The 18,492-nt window shown below is 45.1% G+C and carries 18 protein-coding genes; 14 read left to right on the top strand and 4 right to left on the bottom strand.

Translation table 11 applies throughout. The features are described 5' to 3' along the window. The first annotated feature begins 16 nt into the window (after window positions 1–16). Window positions 17–685 carry a transcriptional regulator TctD gene (gene tctD / locus Xsze_RS18415; protein WP_038236949.1) on the top strand — a complete coding sequence of 223 codons (669 nt, stop codon included), beginning with the start codon at window positions 17–19 and terminating at the stop codon, window positions 683–685. Continuing rightward, window positions 682–2,115 carry a sensor histidine kinase gene (locus tag Xsze_RS18410; protein WP_038236946.1) on the top strand — a complete coding sequence of 478 codons (1,434 nt, stop codon included), beginning with the start codon at window positions 682–684 and terminating at the stop codon, window positions 2,113–2,115. Before tctD ends, Xsze_RS18410 begins: the two co-directional genes overlap by 4 nt. Here the strand turns inward: Xsze_RS18410 and Xsze_RS18405 are convergent. Further along, window positions 2,068–2,967: a DMT family transporter gene (locus Xsze_RS18405; protein WP_038236943.1), complete on the bottom strand. Its 900-nt coding sequence runs from the start codon at window positions 2,965–2,967 to the stop codon at window positions 2,068–2,070. The two genes, Xsze_RS18410 and Xsze_RS18405, sit on opposite strands and share 48 nt — an antisense overlap. A gap of 189 nt (window positions 2,968–3,156) precedes the next feature. On the opposite strand from Xsze_RS18405, the gene Xsze_RS18400 reads away from it, so the two are divergent. The 10 genes from Xsze_RS18400 (at window position 3,157) to purF (ending at window position 13,235) form a co-directional block, all read left to right on the top strand. Further along, on the top strand, window positions 3,157–3,918 hold the full coding sequence (locus Xsze_RS18400) for an AraC family transcriptional regulator (RefSeq protein WP_051462360.1): 762 nt from the start codon (window positions 3,157–3,159) through the stop codon (window positions 3,916–3,918). 106 nt (window positions 3,919–4,024) lie between these two features. Next, window positions 4,025–5,164 carry a 4-phosphoerythronate dehydrogenase PdxB gene (pdxB, locus tag Xsze_RS18395; protein WP_038237046.1) on the top strand — a complete coding sequence of 380 codons (1,140 nt, stop codon included), beginning with the start codon at window positions 4,025–4,027 and terminating at the stop codon, window positions 5,162–5,164. A gap of 54 nt (window positions 5,165–5,218) precedes the next feature. Continuing rightward, window positions 5,219–6,229 (top strand): aspartate-semialdehyde dehydrogenase, encoded by a 1,011-nt coding sequence (locus Xsze_RS18390; RefSeq protein ID WP_038236941.1) that lies wholly within the window; start codon window positions 5,219–5,221, stop codon window positions 6,227–6,229. After that, window positions 6,229–7,062, top strand: coding sequence for a tRNA pseudouridine(38-40) synthase TruA (gene truA, locus Xsze_RS18385; RefSeq protein WP_038236939.1), 834 nt, complete (start codon window positions 6,229–6,231; stop codon window positions 7,060–7,062). The genes Xsze_RS18390 and truA overlap by 1 nt, the downstream gene beginning before the upstream one ends. 91 nt (window positions 7,063–7,153) lie before the next feature. After that, window positions 7,154–7,843: a DedA family protein gene (locus Xsze_RS18380; protein ID WP_038236937.1), complete on the top strand. Its 690-nt coding sequence runs from the start codon at window positions 7,154–7,156 to the stop codon at window positions 7,841–7,843. A gap of 299 nt (window positions 7,844–8,142) precedes the next feature. Then, on the top strand, window positions 8,143–9,096 hold the full coding sequence (gene accD, locus Xsze_RS18375; protein ID WP_038236935.1) for an acetyl-CoA carboxylase, carboxyltransferase subunit beta: 954 nt from the start codon (window positions 8,143–8,145) through the stop codon (window positions 9,094–9,096). Continuing rightward, on the top strand, window positions 9,089–10,384 hold the full coding sequence (gene folC, locus Xsze_RS18370) for a bifunctional tetrahydrofolate synthase/dihydrofolate synthase (RefSeq protein ID WP_038236933.1): 1,296 nt from the start codon (window positions 9,089–9,091) through the stop codon (window positions 10,382–10,384). The genes accD and folC overlap by 8 nt, the downstream gene beginning before the upstream one ends. Beyond that, window positions 10,374–11,030 carry a cell division protein DedD gene (gene dedD, locus Xsze_RS18365; RefSeq protein WP_038236930.1) on the top strand — a complete coding sequence of 219 codons (657 nt, stop codon included), beginning with the start codon at window positions 10,374–10,376 and terminating at the stop codon, window positions 11,028–11,030. The genes folC and dedD overlap by 11 nt, the downstream gene beginning before the upstream one ends. Before the next feature lie 166 nt (window positions 11,031–11,196). After that, window positions 11,197–11,685 (top strand): colicin V production protein, encoded by a 489-nt coding sequence (gene cvpA / locus Xsze_RS18360; RefSeq protein ID WP_038236927.1) that lies wholly within the window; start codon window positions 11,197–11,199, stop codon window positions 11,683–11,685. 32 nt (window positions 11,686–11,717) lie between these two features. Further along, a complete protein-coding gene (gene purF, locus Xsze_RS18355; RefSeq protein ID WP_038236924.1) occupies window positions 11,718–13,235 on the top strand; it encodes an amidophosphoribosyltransferase in 1,518 nt (505 codons plus the stop codon). Window positions 13,236–13,358: 123 nt separating this feature from the next. Here purF and Xsze_RS18350 read toward each other — a convergent pair whose 3' ends face one another. After that, complete coding sequence (locus tag Xsze_RS18350; RefSeq protein ID WP_038236922.1) at window positions 13,359–14,672, bottom strand: sodium-dependent transporter; 1,314 nt, start codon at window positions 14,670–14,672, stop codon at window positions 13,359–13,361. A gap of 715 nt (window positions 14,673–15,387) precedes the next feature. Here Xsze_RS18350 and Xsze_RS18345 point away from each other — a divergent pair. Continuing rightward, the gene (locus Xsze_RS18345) at window positions 15,388–15,972 is read left to right on the top strand and encodes a UbiX family flavin prenyltransferase (protein ID WP_038236919.1); all 585 of its coding nucleotides are present in this window, start codon (window positions 15,388–15,390) and stop codon (window positions 15,970–15,972) included. Here Xsze_RS18345 and Xsze_RS18340 read toward each other — a convergent pair whose 3' ends face one another. Next, entirely contained in the window at window positions 15,973–16,887 is a 915-nt protein-coding gene (locus Xsze_RS18340) for a TIGR01777 family oxidoreductase (RefSeq protein WP_038236917.1), read from the bottom strand. It abuts the gene before it with no gap. A gap of 156 nt (window positions 16,888–17,043) precedes the next feature. Continuing rightward, on the bottom strand, window positions 17,044–17,658 hold the full coding sequence (locus tag Xsze_RS18335; RefSeq protein WP_038236915.1) for a glutathione binding-like protein: 615 nt from the start codon (window positions 17,656–17,658) through the stop codon (window positions 17,044–17,046). 230 nt (window positions 17,659–17,888) lie between these two features. On the opposite strand from Xsze_RS18335, the gene yfcD reads away from it, so the two are divergent. Next, a complete protein-coding gene (gene yfcD, locus Xsze_RS18330; RefSeq protein WP_038236913.1) occupies window positions 17,889–18,434 on the top strand; it encodes an NUDIX hydrolase YfcD in 546 nt (181 codons plus the stop codon). Window positions 18,435–18,492: the final 58 nt, after the last annotated feature.

The raw sequence follows: 18,492 nt of genomic DNA, 5'->3' as shown, positions 1-18,492 counted from the left end.
GTAGCAGGTATTACCCGTGCGTCTCTTATTGGTTGAAGATCACCCCGATTTGTCACATTGGTTACAGAAGGCATTGGGCCATTCTGGTTATGTGGTTGATCTGGCTGAAGATGGTATTGTGGCGGATCAGCTTTTACAGACTGAGAATTATGCTCTGATGATTTTGGACATAGAGTTGCCCAGACTGGATGGTCTTTCTTTGTTATTGCGACTGCGTAAGCGCGGGCAAAATCTTCCTGTTTTGTTATTGACGGCTAAAACCGATGTTACGGATCGTGTTAATGGTTTGAATTCTGGTGCGGATGATTACTTAACCAAACCGTTTGATTTTACCGAGCTGGAAGCCCGTATTCGTGCTTTGCTGCGGCGTGGCATGGCAGGTGGCCAAGATGCGCAAAAGTTTGGCTCATTGGTTTATAAAGACGAAGGATATTTTGTGCTGAACGATATGCTGTTGGCGCTGACACCCAGGGAATCAGCGGTTTTGACGACATTATTCAATCGTCGGGGGCGTCCGGTATCCAAACAGCAGTTGTTCGAACAGGTATTTTCTTTATCGGATGAAGCTAATCCACAGAGCATTGAGTTGTATGTACATCGGTTGCGGAAAAAATTACTTAACAGTGATGTTGGGATAGGCACATTGCGTGGGTTGGGGTATCGATTGGAGCAGCAGAAGGAATGAAATATTTCAGAATGCCTGAATCATTGTTCAACCAGTTACTGCTGTTTTTCGGCATACCCTTGCTATTGCTGGGAGGAGTCTCAGTGTATAGCCAGTACATTAGTGTGAAGAGTGCAGCAACATCAGCTTATGATCGTACCTTGCTGGCTTCAGCAAGAACGGTGGCGGAACGTTTGACTGTCCGGGGAGATCATTTACTTGTCGATGTACCTTATGTCGTTCTGGACAGTTTTGAACGTAATACTAATGATCGTCTTTACTATCAAGTGATATCGCCGGAAGGCAAAACAATTTCGGGTTACGATGATCTTCCTTTGATACCGAAAGGTATCCAGCGTCCCCATTTGTATACGGCATTGGCATATTTCTATGATGCTGAATACCGTGGGCAACCAATACGTGTTGTTGCGCAGTATCAACCCATCAATGAAGGTGGAATGATGGGAATGGCGCTGATATTGGTGGCTGAGACAGTCATTTCCCGTGAGTATATGGTTCATCAATTATTGCTTTCTTCATTGGTGGGGCAGGGAACAGTATTACTGCTGACATTGATTCTGGCTTATATTTTGTTAAAAAGGTTACTTGAGCCTTTGCAAGAGCTTTCAAATATCATGAGATTACGCTCTGCCAATGATCTCACGCCATTGCCGGATATGGTCACTTGGTCTGAAATTTCTCCCCTGCTTCAGGCATTCAACCGATATATCGAGCGACTGAAGCTAATGGTTGTACGCCAGGGGCGATTTAGTGCAGATGTTTCCCATCAGCTCAGAACACCTTTGGCGGTATTGAAAACACAGGTTGCAGTAGCGCGAAATGATCAGGAGCCGGAACAACGAGAAAAAAACCTGACAGCGATTAACAATAGTCTGGATAACATGATTTCTCTGATTGACTGTCTATTGCAATTATCGCAGCTCAAAGCCCATGCCAGTGAAACGCTGCAAGATTATCAGCCTGTCAATATCGTAGATCTGTTACAACAAGCCTGCTATTCCCGTTTTCAGCAAGCAGAAATTAAAGATATTGATTTAGGCTATGAAGGAGAAGATGCACTCTGGATCAAAGGTGAGCCTCTGTTGTTGACAGAAATGTGCGCTAACTTACTGGATAATGCCATCAAATACACTCCTCATATGGGCATTGTGACAGGCAGGGTGAAAATAGCCCCGGACAAAAAATATGCATACCTTGAAATTGAAGATTCCGGGCCAGGCATTGCCCAAAAAGACATCAGCCAGTCGTTGCTGGCATTTAACCGCCTTGACAACATGACCGGGCTGGAGGGAGCGGGATTAGGGCTGACCATCGTTAAAGAAATCAGCCAATATCACAGTGCCGTACTTCGTCTTTTGCCCGGTAATGCCTTGGGGGGATTGCTAGTCCGGGTTATATTTAGGCTTTCTCCAAGTGAGCGGAGTACGTAGTTGTTGTGCCAGTATTACGCCTGCCAGTACGATGGCGCCACCGATAAGATGGTAACTTTGCATTTTTTCATGGAGAAACCAAACCGCAATGATAGCAGTGAACACGGGGGCCAGATTCATAAATATTGACGTCATGTTTGCACCGATGCGAATGACGCCCTGTATCCACAAATAAGGCGCAAGAATCGAGGCAGGAATGCCGGCAAAGAGGACAAGAAAAATATTATCTTCGGTTAATTGAACGTTTTTCTCCATGATGAAGTTAGGCAGGAGCAATAAAACCCCGAATCCAATTTGCACATAAAGGGATTGCCAATTAGGTAATGGTATTTCCCAGCGTTTGGTCAGAACGCCGTACAGGGCATAAGAAGCTGCTGCAATAAACATCATCACTTCTCCAATGCCCAGACCATTTTCTAATAAAGAGGCGGGGTTTCCTTTACTGACCAGCCATGCGAGCCCAAATAAGGAGAGCACAGTACCGATAGTGATCCCAACAGTCGGAGCAACCCGTAAGGCAAATATACTGATAATTACAGTCAGCAATGGAATTAATGAAGTAAAAATACCGATGATTGTCGCACTGACGGTATGGGCTGCGTAATATGCCAGGCTTTGGTTCAAAACCATGCCTAATGCGCCTAAAATAAACAGCTTCCACCAATGTTGAGCGACTGTTCTCCATTGTTTCAGGACAGGTAGTAAGAGAAAAGGTGTTAAAGTCAGGAAAGCAATAAACCAGCGATAAAAAGCAATGGCAGCGGGTTCAATTACAGTGGCTGCCGCTTTGCTGACAACGGCATTAATTGACCAGATCAATACAGCAATTAGAGGAAATAATAAGTTAGTCATTGAGCTAAATGTTTTTAGTAAGTAAATCGTCCATCTAGTTTAGCAATGACCGATTCATTATATATATTGTTAATCTGCCAACAGGTGTGGAAATTAAGACAAGATAGACATCAATAGATTCCAAATTGCAGAACAACAACAAGGTTAGGCATCCTCGGACATAAAAATGATCAAAGGGATAACGCAGAGATGAAGCAAATGCTGTTTCAGCCAGAGATACTCGATACACTCTCTTTCCGTGATGAAATATTGGATGCGGAGACAGAGTGTCGGTTACATTCTCACCCTTTCGGGCAATTAATTTATGTGCTCTCCGGTGTCATGGAAACGCAGGTGGGAAACCAGCGGTTTCTTGCTCCGCCAGAGTTTTGCATCTGGATACCCCAAAATGCGGCACATTCGAGTTATAACAAGAAAACGTTACGATTCTGGATAATTGATATTGCTCCCCAGTGGAATGAAAATTTGCCTCAACAGCCTTGCCTTATCCGATTGAGTCATATTTTCAATACCATTATGGCAGATTTTTTTGAGCGGAAGATCCGGCAACCGGAAACAGAAAAAGATCGACGTCTGGCACAAATCTTAATTGATCAATTAGAAATATCACCCAGGCAGTGTACTTACTTGCCTTCTTCAAAAGATAAGTTGCTTGCACCTATATTGCAGTCACTGGAGCGCAATCCCGCGGATAATACGTCTTTATCCGAATGGGCAAAAAAACGTTATACCTCAGAGAGGACATTATCACGTCGTTGCCAGCAGGAATTAGGGATGTCATTTATTGAATGGCGACAACGCCTGCGTTTCCTGCACGCCATCTCTTTATTGGAACAGGGGAAAAACGTCTATGAGATCGCATTTGATGTTGGGTATAGCTCGTCTTCTGCTTTCATTGCCATGTTTCAGCAACTCTCAGGTACAACACCTGTGCGTTTCAGGAAAGGCTGATACAAAAGTCAGAAAGTGAAGGTGAGAAGATGAAGGGTATTAGGTTTTATGCAGATAAAGTGGCAGAATAGCGGGTCACGCTCATTTTAGCCGTTGGATGAAAAAAGTGAAAATTTTGGTTGATGAAAATATGCCTTATGCTGAAGAACTTTTTCAGCAGTTGGGTGAAGTACAGGCTATTCCCGGACGCCCGGTGCCAGAAGGTGTTCTGGCGCATGCGGATGCCTTTATGGTGCGTTCTGTCACTAAAGTCAATGAACCTTTGTTGCAGGGCAGTTCAGTGAAATTTGTAGGTACTGCCACTGCGGGGATGGATCATGTTGATCAAAAATGGCTGGCACAGGCTGGAATTGGTTTTTCTGCTGCCCCCGGATGCAATGCGATTGCTGTGGTTGAGTATGTCCTTTCTGCACTGATGCTATTGGCTGAGCAGGATCAATTCCAACTCAAAGATAAAACCGTTGGTATTATTGGTGTCGGCAATGTCGGGGGGCGTTTGGCTGAACGGCTGGCGGCTTTGGGCGTGAAAACGTTACTGTGTGATCCTCCTCGCTCTGATCGTGGTGATGAAGGGGAATTCTGGCCTTTGGAAAAATTGGTCAAGGAAGCTGATATCCTGACTTTCCATACCCCCCTTAACCAATCAGGCCCTTACCGGACCTACCATCTGGCCGATGCCGGCTTACTTTCTGCATTACCGGATAACCGAATTTTGATTAATGCCAGCCGTGGTGAGGTCGTTGATAATCAGGCATTACTTTCCATATTGCAGAATGGGAAAGAAAGCGGAAAAAAACTACGCGTTGTACTTGATGTTTGGGAGCCAGAACCTAACCTTTCACTGCCCTTGCTGGATTTAGTTGATATTGGTACACCGCATATTGCGGGTTATACCCTGGAAGGCAAGGCCCGCGGAACAACTCAGGTTTTTGAGGCTTATTGTGAGTTTTTGGGCCAACCCCGCAAGACGGCATTGTCTGAGCTCTTGCCTACGCCTGATTTCAGCCAAATTGTCCTGCATGGTGAAGTGACACAAAGCATTCTGAAGCGCCTGATGCATTTAGTGTATGATGTGCGCCGCGATGATGCACCGTTACGTCAGGTTGCGGGTCAGGAAGGCGCTTTTGATCGGTTACGCAAAGAGTATCCGGAACGCCGTGAGTGGTCCTCTTTGACGATATATTGTGACTCAGAGAAAAGTGCTCAATTACTCTCTCAAATTGGGTTTAATGCAAAATTGATTTAATTACAGACAGGGTTTCTGTCTGTCAGCAAAATAAAAGAAGTGGAGAAAACCAACATGTCTGAAGGTTGGAATATTGCGCTCTTGGGTGCAACGGGCGCAGTAGGTGAAGCGATATTGGCGTTATTGCAGGAACGCCAATTTCCGGTTGGTGAACTGCATCTTCTGGCCAGCGAACAGAATGCGGGAAAAACCCTGCGTTTTAATGGCAAAAATATCACCGTCCGTGACGCTGAAGAATTTGACTGGTCACAAGTACAACTCGCTTTTTTTGCCGCAACAGTCGAAGCGACGGCACAATATATTGAAAAAGCAACAGAATCCGGCTGTCTGGTCATTGACTGCAGCGGCCTGTTTTCGACAGAGCCAGATGTACCCTTGGTTGTCCCGGGTGTGAATCCTCATGCGTTGGCTGAATACCGCAACCGTAATATTGTTGCTGTGGCGGACAGCTCAACAAGCCAAGTTTTGACTGCCATCAAGCCATTGATCGATGCGGCTGGCATTGCCCGCTTACAGCTGACGAATATATTGCCGGTTTCCGTACATGGCAAAGCGGCGATTAATGAACTGGCCGGCCAGAGTGCCCGCTTATTGAATGGTATTCCGCCGGATGAAGGCATATTCAGCAAACAGCTGGCGTTCAATCTATTGCCTCTTGTGCCTGATGTTGAAGGAGCGGTGCGTGAGGAACGTCGTATTGTCGATCAGGTTCGCAAAATATTGCAGGACGAAGGCTTACCGGTTTCCGTAAGCTGTATCCAGTCTTCCGTTTTTTATGGCATTGCACAAATGGTGAATCTTGAAACTTTGCGGCCGGTGGGTGCAGAAGAAGCGCGTGGAGAACTTGAACGTCTTGAAGAAATTCAGGTCTCAGAAGAGGGGGATTATCCCACTCAGGTGACGGATGCATCAGGCAATGATCGTTTGAGCATTGGTTGCCTGCGCAATGATTACGGGATGCCAGAAATGCTACAGTTCTGGTCCGTTGCCGATAATATTCGTTTTGGCGGGGCATTGATGGCGGTAGAAATTGCAGAAAAACTGATTCAGGAGCAATTTTACTAATGTCTGATACAGAGCTGAACCAGTCTGTGCCAGAGGCAAAAAAAGTGAAAATTGCACTGGGAATCGAGTATGACGGCAGCCGGTATTATGGCTGGCAGCGTCAGCAAGAAGTGAGAAGCGTACAGGAGTGTTTGGAGAAATCCCTGTCAAAAGTGGCAAATGAACCCATTGTGGTTTTCTGTGCGGGCAGGACAGATGCCGGCGTTCATGCAACGGGGCAGGTCGTGCATTTTGAAACCTCGGCACAACGTAAAGATGCTGCATGGACAATGGGGGTGAATACCCATTTGCCGCCGAATATTGCCGTTCGTTGGGTCAAAACAGTGAATGATGAATTCCATGCCCGTTTCAGTGCAACAGCTCGTCGTTACCGCTATGTGATTTTCAATCATCGCTATCGCCCGGCGATACTGGCAAAGGGTGTCACGCATTTTCACTATCCTTTGGATGAAAAGAAAATGCATGAAGCCGCGCAGAGCCTGCTGGGAGAAAACGATTTTACTTCTTTCAGGGCGGTGCAATGTCAGTCCAATTCACCGTGGCGAAATATGATGCACATTAATGTCAGCCGGCACGGGCATTACATTATTGTGGACATCAAGGCAAATGCCTTTGTTCATCATATGGTGCGCAACATTGTTGGCAGTTTGCTGGAAATAGGTTGTGGTAATCAGGATATTGGCTGGATGGCTGAATTATTGGCACTCAAGGACAGAACAAAAGCAGCGGCAACTGCCAAAGCGGAAGGGCTGTATTTAGTGGCGGTGGACTATCCGGTGCATTTTGGTATCCCCGAACCGATCATGGGGCCACTTTTTCTGGAAAATAGCTGAGTTTCTGGAAAATAACTGAATTTCTGGCTAATAGATTTAATCTGACATTTTCAAAATGTGGGCAGGGATGTTCGAGTATGCGAGGAATATTATGGAGTTTTTAACTCATTTTGTTGATTTTGCAAAATTCATTGTCGATTTTATTTTACATATTGACGCCCATTTAGCGGAGTTGGTTGCCAAATATGGTTATTGGACATACGGCATCTTATTCTTGATCGTATTTTGTGAGACAGGGTTGGTTGTAACGCCGTTTTTGCCGGGGGATTCTCTACTGTTTGTCGCCGGTACATTGTCTGCATTAGATTCAAATGATCTGAATGTCCATATTATGGCTGCCTTAATAATTATGGCCGCCATAATTGGTGATGCAATAAACTATACCATTGGTAGAGTTTTCGGTGAAAAACTATTCAATAATCCAAATTCAAAAATTTTCCGCCGCAGTTATTTAGATAAAACGCATGAGTTTTATGAAAAACATGGTGGAAAAGCCATCATTTTGGCGCGGTTTGTGCCAATTATTAGAACGTTCGCACCGTTTGTTGCCGGAATGGGGAAAATGTCTTACCGCCATTTTGCAGCTTATAATGTCATCGGTGCATTTATCTGGGTGCTATTATTCACGTATGCTGGTTATTTATTCGGAGAAATGCCAATCATCCAAGAGAATTTGAAATTATTGATTGTTGCAATAATCTTTATCTCTATTCTGCCTGGTGTGATAGAAGTTTGGCGTTATCGTCGCGCCGCATCGAAAAAAGCAGTAGAGAGTAAATAAGCCACGATACCCAATGGGTTCCATGATGCCGCTGGCCAAAGCGGCAACGTGAAAGACGACGGGTATATAACAGGTTTGAGCAGTTTTTTATCCACACTGCAATGGCATTGTGGTTTAATGGCACGTAAAACAAAAGCTGGCATCTATCTGAGAGATTTTAAGTGATAATACAGTGTGGTCATGATTCTCCGGATCATAGTTAGTTTCATAATTTATGATTGGAATGAATGAGTTTCGCTGATAAAGCCGTTACTTGAAATATTAAGGGATAAGCCAGATTCAGACGGAAAGGTTCATTAATGAGCTGGATTGAGAAGATTCTAAATAAAAGCAAAATCATACAAACTCGCAAGGCAAACATACCTGAAGGAGTTTGGACAAAATGCGACAGCTGTGATCAGGTACTGTATCGTGCTGAATTGGAGCGTAACCTTGAAGTGTGTCCAAAATGTGACCACCATATGCGCATTTCAGCTCGCCAAAGGCTGGCTGCGTTTTTGGATGAAGGCACCGGCACCGAATTGGGAAGCGAACTGGAGCCTAAAGATGTTCTGAAGTTCCGCGATATCAAGAAGTATAAAGATCGTTTGGTTGCAGCCCAAAAACAGACGCAAGAAAAAGATGCTCTGATTGTGATGAAAGGTTCACTGCACGAAATGCCTGTTGTGGCAGGTGCATTTGAATTCAACTTTATGGGTGGTTCAATGGGCTCTGTTGTCGGCGCGCGTTTTGTCCGTGCTGTGGAACAGGCACTGGAAGATAATTGCCCGTTTGTCTGTTTTGCTTCCAGTGGTGGCGCCCGTATGCAGGAAGCCCTGATGTCACTGATGCAAATGGCAAAAACCAGTGCAGCGCTGGCGAAAATGCAAGATCGTGGCCTGCCTTATATTTGCGTTTTGACTAACCCGACGATGGGGGGGGTAACCGCAAGTATGGGGATGCTCGGTGATATCAATATCGCCGAACCGAAAGCATTGATCGGTTTTGCCGGCCCCCGTGTCATTGAGCAAACCGTGCGTGAAAAATTACCGGCAGGTTTCCAACGCAGTGAATTCCTGTTGGATAAAGGCGCAATCGACATGATCGTGCGTCGCCCGGAAATGCGCGAAAAAATCACCAGCTTGCTTGCAATGCTGACTCACCAGCCGCAGCCAGGCACAAGCGCAAAAGTAGAGCCGGTGGCAGAAATTGTTGCTGAACCTGCTGATGTTGAAGCTGATCTAAACATCAACACTAATAAAGAAGATGTCTGATACTTTGCAAATTCCTCAAGCCACGTCGCCACTAATGACGTGGCTTTCTTATCTCGGTAACCTGCACACCAAGGCCATTGATATGGGGCTTGAGCGTGTCGGTAAACTCGGTAATCAATTGGGCTTATTAAACCCGGCCCCAAAAGTTATTACGGTGTCAGGCACTAATGGCAAGGGAACAACTTGCCATACCCTTGAATCAGTTTTTCTGGCTGCCGGACTTAAGGTTGGTGTATATAGCTCCCCGCATCTCGTCCGCTATACCGAAAGAGTGCGCATTCAGGGTAAGGAGCCGACAGAGCAAGATTTTTGCCGTGTTTTTGCGGATATTGAAGCTCAACGTGGTGATATTTCATTAACTTATTTCGAATATGGCACATTGGCGGCATTGCAACTTTTTAAAGAAGCCGATCTCGATGTTGTCATTCTTGAAGTGGGGCTGGGTGGCCGCTTGGATGCGACCAACATTGTGGATGCAGATATCGCTGCCATTACCAGCATTGCACTGGATCATACGGATTGGCTCGGAAATGACCGAGAGCATATTGGCCGTGAAAAAGCCGGTATTTTCCGCCGTGGCCGATTTGCGGTAGTGGGTGAACTCGATATGCCCCTTTCCATCGCTGAAGTGGCAGATGAACTGGGAGCAAAACTCTTCCGCCGTGGTCCTGACTGGAATTTCTCTGCGGATGAAAATAGCTGGAACTGGTCAACTGAAGGTCAGCAATTCGATGGATTGCCCATCCCTAATTTGCCTTTGGCAAATGCAGCGACAGCGATGGGTGTCATTCATTGCTTGTTGCAACAGGATGACAAAGTCAGCCGGGCCATCAATGAGCAGGCTATCCATTCAGGATTGAGAAATGCCCAATTACCGGGGCGCTTCCAGATTATCCGGGAAAATCCCCGGGTTATTTTAGATGTTGCCCATAATCCTCATGCTGCGGGTTATCTGGTTCAGAAATTGGCGGAATTGCCCCGTTCACCAAACAGTAAAATCCGTGGTGTTGTCGGCATGCTGGAAGACAAAGATATCGCCGGAACGCTTGCCTGCCTTTCCCAGCAAATTGATGAATGGTATTGCGCATCCCTGCATGAATTGCGTGGCGCGGAAGCAAGCGTGTTGGCCGGATATCTTGCACAAGCCCGAACATTTACAGAAGTAGAACCCGCATGGCAGCAGGCAATGGAAGAGGCATCAGCACAAGACATTATTGTGGTTTGCGGTTCTTTCCACACCGTCGCCCATGTCATGGAGGCTCTGGAGGAGGAGAAACGTGGCGAGTAAATTTCAAAATCGCTTGGTGGGAACCCTTGCGCTTGTCGCATTCGGGGTGATCGTTTTGCCCATGATATTTGACGGCGATAAGAAATATAACGAAAACCAGTTTACTTCTATTCCACTGGTTACAAAGCCTGGGGATGAAGAGAATATTGATGCCATTCCTCCCCTGGCACAAACTATGCCGCTGGCACCACCAGAAGGTGCAGCGGAGGCAATGAAAGAGCAAGCGCAGGGCCAACAGGCTCCTCAGAAGGAATCGGGTAGTGAGCCTCCTGCAAATACAATAAAAGAACCTAAATCGGTGGTGAACTCTGAGGTAACGCCTCAGAAGAAGGTGGAAACCAAACCACAGGTAAAGCCTGAGTCACGTATAGAAACGCCATCTCATGGGAAGGGACAAGCCCCGCAGGCTACAGCCTATGTTGTTCAACTGGGTGCATTGAAAAATGCGGATAACGTGAATGAAATTGTGGCTAAACTGCGCCTTTCAGGGCATCAGATATATACAATTCCATCTCCTGCCGTTCATGGTCAATTGACACGAATTTATGTGGGTCCAGATGCATCAAGGTCAGCATTAGAATCTGTTTTGCCTGAACTGAAGAAATTAACGGGGTTGCAAGGGCAAATTAAAAACTATAAGCCATAACCGGCTAAATATAATCACGATGAAATATTTTACTAACGATAAAATTTCGTAGTGAAAGTAAATGAAATTATTTCTGGCGGAGTGAAAAATCTACTGCGCAAACGTTTTCGTTTTCTGTTAGAATGCGCCCGACTTGAATGCCGGGGGCCTATTTTTGGATTGAAATATGGTCTGGATTGATTATACGATTATCGCCATCATTGGTTTCTCGGCACTGGTTAGCCTGATCCGTGGCTTTGTTCGCGAAGCGCTTTCCCTGATAACATGGGGTTGTGCTTTCTTTGTTGCGAGTCATTTCTATACTTATCTGGCGGCATATTTTACCCGCCTTGAGGATGAGATGGTGCGTAATGGGGTAGCGATTGCTATTCTGTTTATTGCAACATTGATTGTTGGCGCGGTAGTAAACTATGTAATTGGTTCACTTGTTCAGCGAACTGGCCTGTCAGGTACTGATCGGGTTTTGGGGGTCTGCTTTGGGGCATTGCGTGGTGTATTGATTGTATCTGCTATTTTGTTTCTTGCAGATTCTTTCACACCGTTGCCTAAAAGTCAGGATTGGCAGCAATCACAATTGATCCCACAGTTCAGTCAAATCATCAGGTGGTTTTTTGACTACCTGCAAAATGCGTCGAGTTTCCTGCCGGAGAGATAGTCCTCTCCGCTTGGCTGATGAGGAAAGACTACATGTGCGGTATTGTCGGTATTGCCGGTTTTACACCGGTTAACCAGTCGATTTATGATGCATTGACGGTGCTTCAGCATCGTGGACAGGATGCAGCAGGCATTGCAACTATTGATGGTAACAACGGATTTCGTTTACGCAAGGCCAATGGCTTGGTCAAGGATGTGTTTGAAACACGGCATATGTTACGTTTACGGGGAACACTGGGGATCGGGCATATCCGTTACCCAACGGCAGGGAGTTCCAGCGCATCTGAAGCACAACCTTTTTATGTAAATTCTCCTTTCGGTATCACACTTGCACATAACGGTAATCTGACAAACGCACATGAATTGAAAAAAATGTTGTTTGAAAGTGCCCGTCGCCATGTCAATACCACCTCTGATTCTGAAATCCTGCTGAATGTATTTGCCAATGAATTAACCCAATTTCCACATTTTCCTCTGGGGCCTGACAATATTTTTGCAGCAGTTGCTGAGCTGCACAGGAAAATCCGTGGTGCTTATGCCTGTGTTGCCATGATTATCGGGCATGGGTTGGTGGCTTTTCGCGATCCACATGGTATCCGGCCGTTGGTTTTGGGGAAAAGAACATTGGAAGATGGCCGCAATGAATATATGGTGGCATCAGAAAGTGTTGCACTGGATACATTAGGGTTTGAATTTCTGCGTGATGTTGCTTCCGGGGAAGCGATTTACATTACTGAGCAAGGCCAGTTATTTACACGCCAATGCGCAGAAACTCCATCATTGACACCTTGCCTGTTCGAATTCGTTTATCTTGCCCGCCCCGATTCGTTTATCGACAAAATTTCGGTCTATAACGCCAGATTACGGATGGGTAAAAAGCTGGGTGAAAAAATTGCCCGCGAATGGGAAGATTTACATATTGATGTTGTGATCCCGGTTCCGGAAACCTCCTGTGATATCGCATTGGAAATTGCCCAAATTCTGGATAAGCCTTATCGTCAGGGGTTTGTCAAAAACCGCTATGTCGGTAGGACTTTTATCATGCCGGGGCAGCAAGAGCGTCGTAAATCAGTACGCCGGAAGCTAAACGCCAATCGCGCTGAATTCCGTGGCAAAAATGTCTTGCTGGTGGATGACTCCATCGTCCGTGGTACAACCTCAGAGCAGATTGTTGAATTGGCGCGTGAGGCCGGGGCCAAGAAAGTTTACTTTGCTTCAGCAGCACCGGAAGTTCGTTTTCCTAACGTCTATGGCATTGATATGCCAAACGCCAATGAATTGATTGCCCACGGTCGGGAAGTCGATGAAATTCGCCAGCTGATTGGTGCTGATGGGTTGATATATCAAGACCTTCAAGATCTCATTCAGGCAGTGAGGGAAGAAAATCCGGACATTGAAAAATTTGAGTGTTCTGTATTTGACGGTATCTATGTAACGAAAGATATTGATCAGACTTACCTCGATTACCTGGAAAACCTGCGTAAAGATGATGCCATGAACATGCGTGGGCAGGGGGAAATTGAGAATTTAGAGATATATAACGAAGGGTAAGTTCTATTATCTTTTCCCAGAAATTGCTGACTTTTTGTTACTCACTCCATCGCAGCCATACCATGAAAAAACGCCAGTGTGATAGCACTGGCGTAAAAAAAGAATACTTTCGAAGGGAACCTATCAGATCAGTCCGTGTACCAAAATAATCCCGATACAAGCTGGGCCGATATATCGCCATACCAGTAATAAACATTGACGGTTCAGCCACGACATGTTTTCAGGCAGCAATGACATCACCTTACTTGACCAGCCAAAAACTAAACAGATAATAATCCCAAACAACGGCATTAAAATATTTGATGTAATAAAATCTAAGATATCAAAAATACTTTTCCCGCCAATCGAAATAAAACTCAGCATACCGAAGGATAAAGAGACAGGAATGCCCATTAACATAATGGATAATGTCACCATTAAGCTGGCTTTACGGCGAGACCACTTAAATCGTGATTGCACATAAGCAACAATATGTTCAAGCAGTGAAATCGATGACGTCAGCGCAGCCATGAGCAATAACGTAAAGAACGTGACAGCCCAAATAGTTCCTCCGGGCAAATGCGCGAAGTAAATAGGCATTGTCATAAAGGTTAATCCCGGGCCTGCATTAGGTTCTAATCCCGCCGCTGTCAGGGCTGGGAAAATCATCAGTCCGGCTAATATGCAGACAAGGCACGATAAAATAACAACCCAAAAACTAGAGCGGCCAATTCCTTTGTTATTTGGTAAATAGGCACTATAAGTGATGTGGATGCCTAACCCGATGGACAAGGAAAAAAATGCCAGTCCCAATGCATCTAAAACGCCTTTGCCTGTCAAGCTGTCGAAGTCAGGATATAAAAACATCTTCAATCCCGCTGATGAACCTGGCAAACGGATACCAACAATGATTAACACAATCATGATGAGGATCAGGAGCGGCATCATAATTTTTCCTGCTTTTTCAAGACCTTTTTGCACACCGGCTAAAACGACAAAGCAGGTTAAACTTGCAAAGACCAAATGTGCAATGATTGGCATCCAAGGATCACTGATGAAGTTATTAAAAATAGTGGTAAGTTGATTGCTGTCTGTGATATTCAGCTCGCCGGCGGCTGCCATCGTGACATAGCCAATGGTCCATCCTCCCACTACACTATAAAAGCTGTAAATACACCACGAACTGAAAATCCCGATAAAACCAACAAGTCCCCAGTGCTTACCCAATAATTTTTTAAATGCGTTGACAGCACTTTCGCCCGTACTGCTTCCCAGCAAGTTTTCAGCCATCAATATTGCTAATCCAATAATGAAACTGAACAATAAAAATACTAAAAGAAATGCGCCACCGCCATTTGTTGCAGTAACATAAGAGAATTTCCAAATGGCACCAATACCAACAGCTGAACCTGCTGCTGCTAATACGTGACCAAAACGAGAAGTCCATTGTTGGCTCACATTGAACTCCTTGTCGCTGAGGTATTAGCGCATTTATCTGAATATGAATTTAAAAATACAGGACAACCCAATTTTTGGCTGAAATAGGAAGATAAGAGAGTGCTGGATATAGTAAAAAACATTACAAGGAACTCCGGTTAAAAAACAGTTCCACCAGCAAGATAGATAAAAGCCACCCAGCTGGTGGCTTCATTCATGAGAAAAACAGATAAACGCAGCCACTTATTTGGATAGTAGGCTTAGTAGGAGATTCACAATTGCGTTCATGGCTCTGTTTTTGATGTTCATTATTTAATCGCAACTTTCAGTTGTAGCATTAATCAAATCGATTAACGTCTAATAAGACGTCATTATATACCATGAAAAATAGCAATAACCTATAAAAAATTAACGTTTTTTTGTCAAAAATGATGAATGGCATAAAGCCATGCCCTTAAAATGGGAAATATTGCCCTTAAGGAGAGGGAACTGTGGCTGCGGCTAGCTTCTTTCACAGGGGCTTTGATAACATTGTTTATCGGCATGATGGTGGAGTTTTGTGTCGGAGGCACTGTGTTAGAGATACTGTGTTCAAGATATTGGGTTAGAGATATTGCGTTGATTTTGACGAAGACAAATTTTGCGAAGATACTCATATCAAATCATCATACTGTTCAAATTCCTTTCACAAAATGTCAATAAATCCCGGCTATGGCCAGAATCTCAGAGGAAAAAAATGAAAAAATTGATTGTTGGGCTGACAGGAGCAAGTGGTGCGATTTACGGTGTCAGATTATTGCAGGTTTTACAACCGGTAGCAGGCATTGAAACGCATTTGGTTATCAGCCAATCTGCCCGACAAACGTTGTCATTGGAAACAGACTATAGCCTCAGGGAAGTACAGTCTCTGGCTGATGTGGTACATGACAACCGTGATATTGCTGCATCGATTTCCTCGGGATCATTTAAAACCTTGGGTATGGTGATCCTGCCGTGTTCTATAAAAACGTTATCAGGTATCGTGCACAGCTATACCGAAGGCTTGATCACCCGCGCCGCAGATGTTGTGTTGAAAGAAGGCCGCAAGTTGGTGCTGGGCGTAAGGGAAACGCCCCTGCATTTAGGTCACTTGAGGCTAATGACTCAGGCAGCAGAAATCGGGGCAGTGATAATGCCCCCGGTTCCTGCATTTTATCACCGGCCTGAGCATATTCAGGACATTGTTGATCAGACAGTCAATCGTGTACTCGATCAGTTTGATATCGATTTGCCAGAAGATCTCTTCACCCGCTGGCAGGGTGCTAAGCCGAGCGAGATATAATTAACGTATATCGGAATCGGCCTTTAATGCATCTCTTAAGGCTTCATCTAGCTGGAAATAGCGGAAGCTGAATCCGGCTTCTTCTAACTTCTTTGGAATAGCCTGCTGCCCTGCTAACACCAATGCGGCAGCTTCTCCCATGGCTATTTTTAACACAAACTCCGGAATTCGAACCCAGGCGGGGCGGTGTAGCACATTCGCCAGCGTGTTACTGAACTGGTCATTATGAACAGGATAAGGTGATGTCATATTAAAAGGGCCGGATAACTCAGGCGTTACCAGCAGGTAGTAAATGCCGTTGACCAGATCATCGATATGTATCCAGGGCACATACTGCTTGCCGTTGCCGATTGCCCCACCTAATCCCCAACGAAACAGTGGCAGCATTTTTTTCAATGCCCCGCCATTGTGCGCCAGTACAAGGCCTGTACGCAGCAAGCAGACACGGGTCTTGTCACTGGCAGCCTGTAAGGCAAGTTGTTCCCAATGCTCGCAAAGCTGATGGGTAAATTCATCATGGGGTGCATCATCTTCAGTGACCACAGATTGCCCTTGATCACCGTAATAGCCAACGGCAGAGCCGGAAATAAACACAGACGGCGGAGATTCACTGGCCTTGATCAATTTGCTCAATTGCTCGGTGAGATGCCAGCGGCTTTGGCAAAGTTTTTCTTTTTGCTTTGGTGTCCAGCGCTTATCTGCGATGGGTTCCCCGGCAAGATTGATGACGGCATCAAAGCCGTTGAGATCGTGTTGGTCATTCAGTGTGGTCCAGCATTCAACACGATCGGAGAACAGAGAGTACACTTTTTGCGGTGAACGACTCAAGATAGTGATGGTATAGGAAATAGAAAGCAGTTGCCAGGTCAAGTGATGACCAATCAGCCCAGTGCCCCCTGTGATTAATACACGCATAGCCACCCCCTGTGACAAAAATAGATAGCTGATTACCGACTATAACAGGGGATGGCGCACAAGGCAGCGAAAAATGCTGCCATGTGTTACCAATATCAAGTTTTTTAGTGAAAAATCTCACTATTAACTGAATTTACTGAAAATAATAATTAGGCATCATTTATAGGCAGCCTGTGTTGCAGGACGCTGCCCGATCTTATCCATCCACTGCTTAACCGCAGGATAATCTTGCAAGTCAATTTTTTGGTATTCATGACATCTCGCCCACGGATAAGTCGCGATATCTGCAATGCTATATTCATTTCCGCCCAAATAAGGTGTTTTTTCCAGCTGGGTATTCAATACCTTATACAAACGTTGTGATTCTTCGACATAGCGTTTAATCGCATAAGGCACAACTTCAGGGGCATAGCGATTGAAATGGTGGTTTTGGCCGAGCATCGGGCCAAAACCAGCAACCTGCCAGAACAGCCATTGTAATTGCTCAGTACGTTCACGCAGCTCTTTGCTTAACAGTTGACCTGTCTTATTGGCCAAATAAAGTAGAATAGCACCGGATTCGAAGATGGAGACAGGCTCCCCGCCACCAACAGGTTGGTGATCAACGATAGCGGGAATTTTATTATTGGGGGCAACAGCAAGAAACTCGGGGTTAAATTGTTCACCGGTACTGATATTGATTGGTTTAATGGTGTAAGGTAAGCCGGTTTCTTCCAGAAACAGAGTGATTTTATAGCCGTTAGGGGTTGGTGCGTAGTATAGATCTATCATATAACCTCCGGTAATAATAACATGTTGAACAATGTAGACTTGCTACATTAGCATTGGTTTGATTTGTCTGTAAAATGTGACAAATTTTCTATATTAATGCTGGTGGGGTTATTTAAGCCAGTCATGACAGCGCTTATCCGTTTTTTTGCCTTTCAATGGGGGCATTGAAGCCAACATGGCTGCAACTTGAAAGGCGACGGGAACAGAACATTTACTGAAGGTTTTTTAGGATGGCACAAGAAAAAACAGCAATTATTGAGTGGATTGACATTGTCAGTGAAGACAACGAAGTGATTGCGCAAGCGACTCGTCAGCAAATGAGAGCGCAAAACTTGCGGCATCGTGCCACCTATATCGTTGTACATGATGGAATGGGTCAGATTCTGGTTCAGCACCGTACAGAAACGAAAGATTTCTATCCGGGAAAACTGGATGCTACCGCAGGTGGCGTCGTCATGGTGGGAGAAAATTTGCTTGATTCTGCTCGCCGGGAAGCGGAAGAAGAGTTGGGCATAGCTGGTGTTCCTTTTGCTGAGCACGGTATTTTTTACTATGAAGAGAATGATAGTGAAGAAAACCCCTGCCGGGTCTGGGGAGGTCTGTTCAGTTGCGTCAGTCACGGGCCGTTTGCACTACAGGAAGATGAAGTGAGCGCGGTTTACTGGTTAACACCAGAAGAAATCACGGCTCGTTGTGATGAATTCACTCCTGATTCACTGAAAGCACTTTCTTTATGGCTGGCTCGCAATAATCAGACATTGTTGCCTAAAGCTTGATCCCTGAAAATGAAAGGATGAAATAATTTTCATCAATTAAGCATTTGTTGTTTTTTTA

It is taken from the genome of Xenorhabdus szentirmaii DSM 16338 (assembly GCF_002632585.1).
Classification (GTDB): Bacteria; Pseudomonadota; Gammaproteobacteria; order Enterobacterales; family Enterobacteriaceae; genus Xenorhabdus; species Xenorhabdus szentirmaii.
The sequence above is the reverse complement of the archived record's forward strand: the minus strand, read 5'-3'. Positions and strand labels throughout refer to the sequence as shown.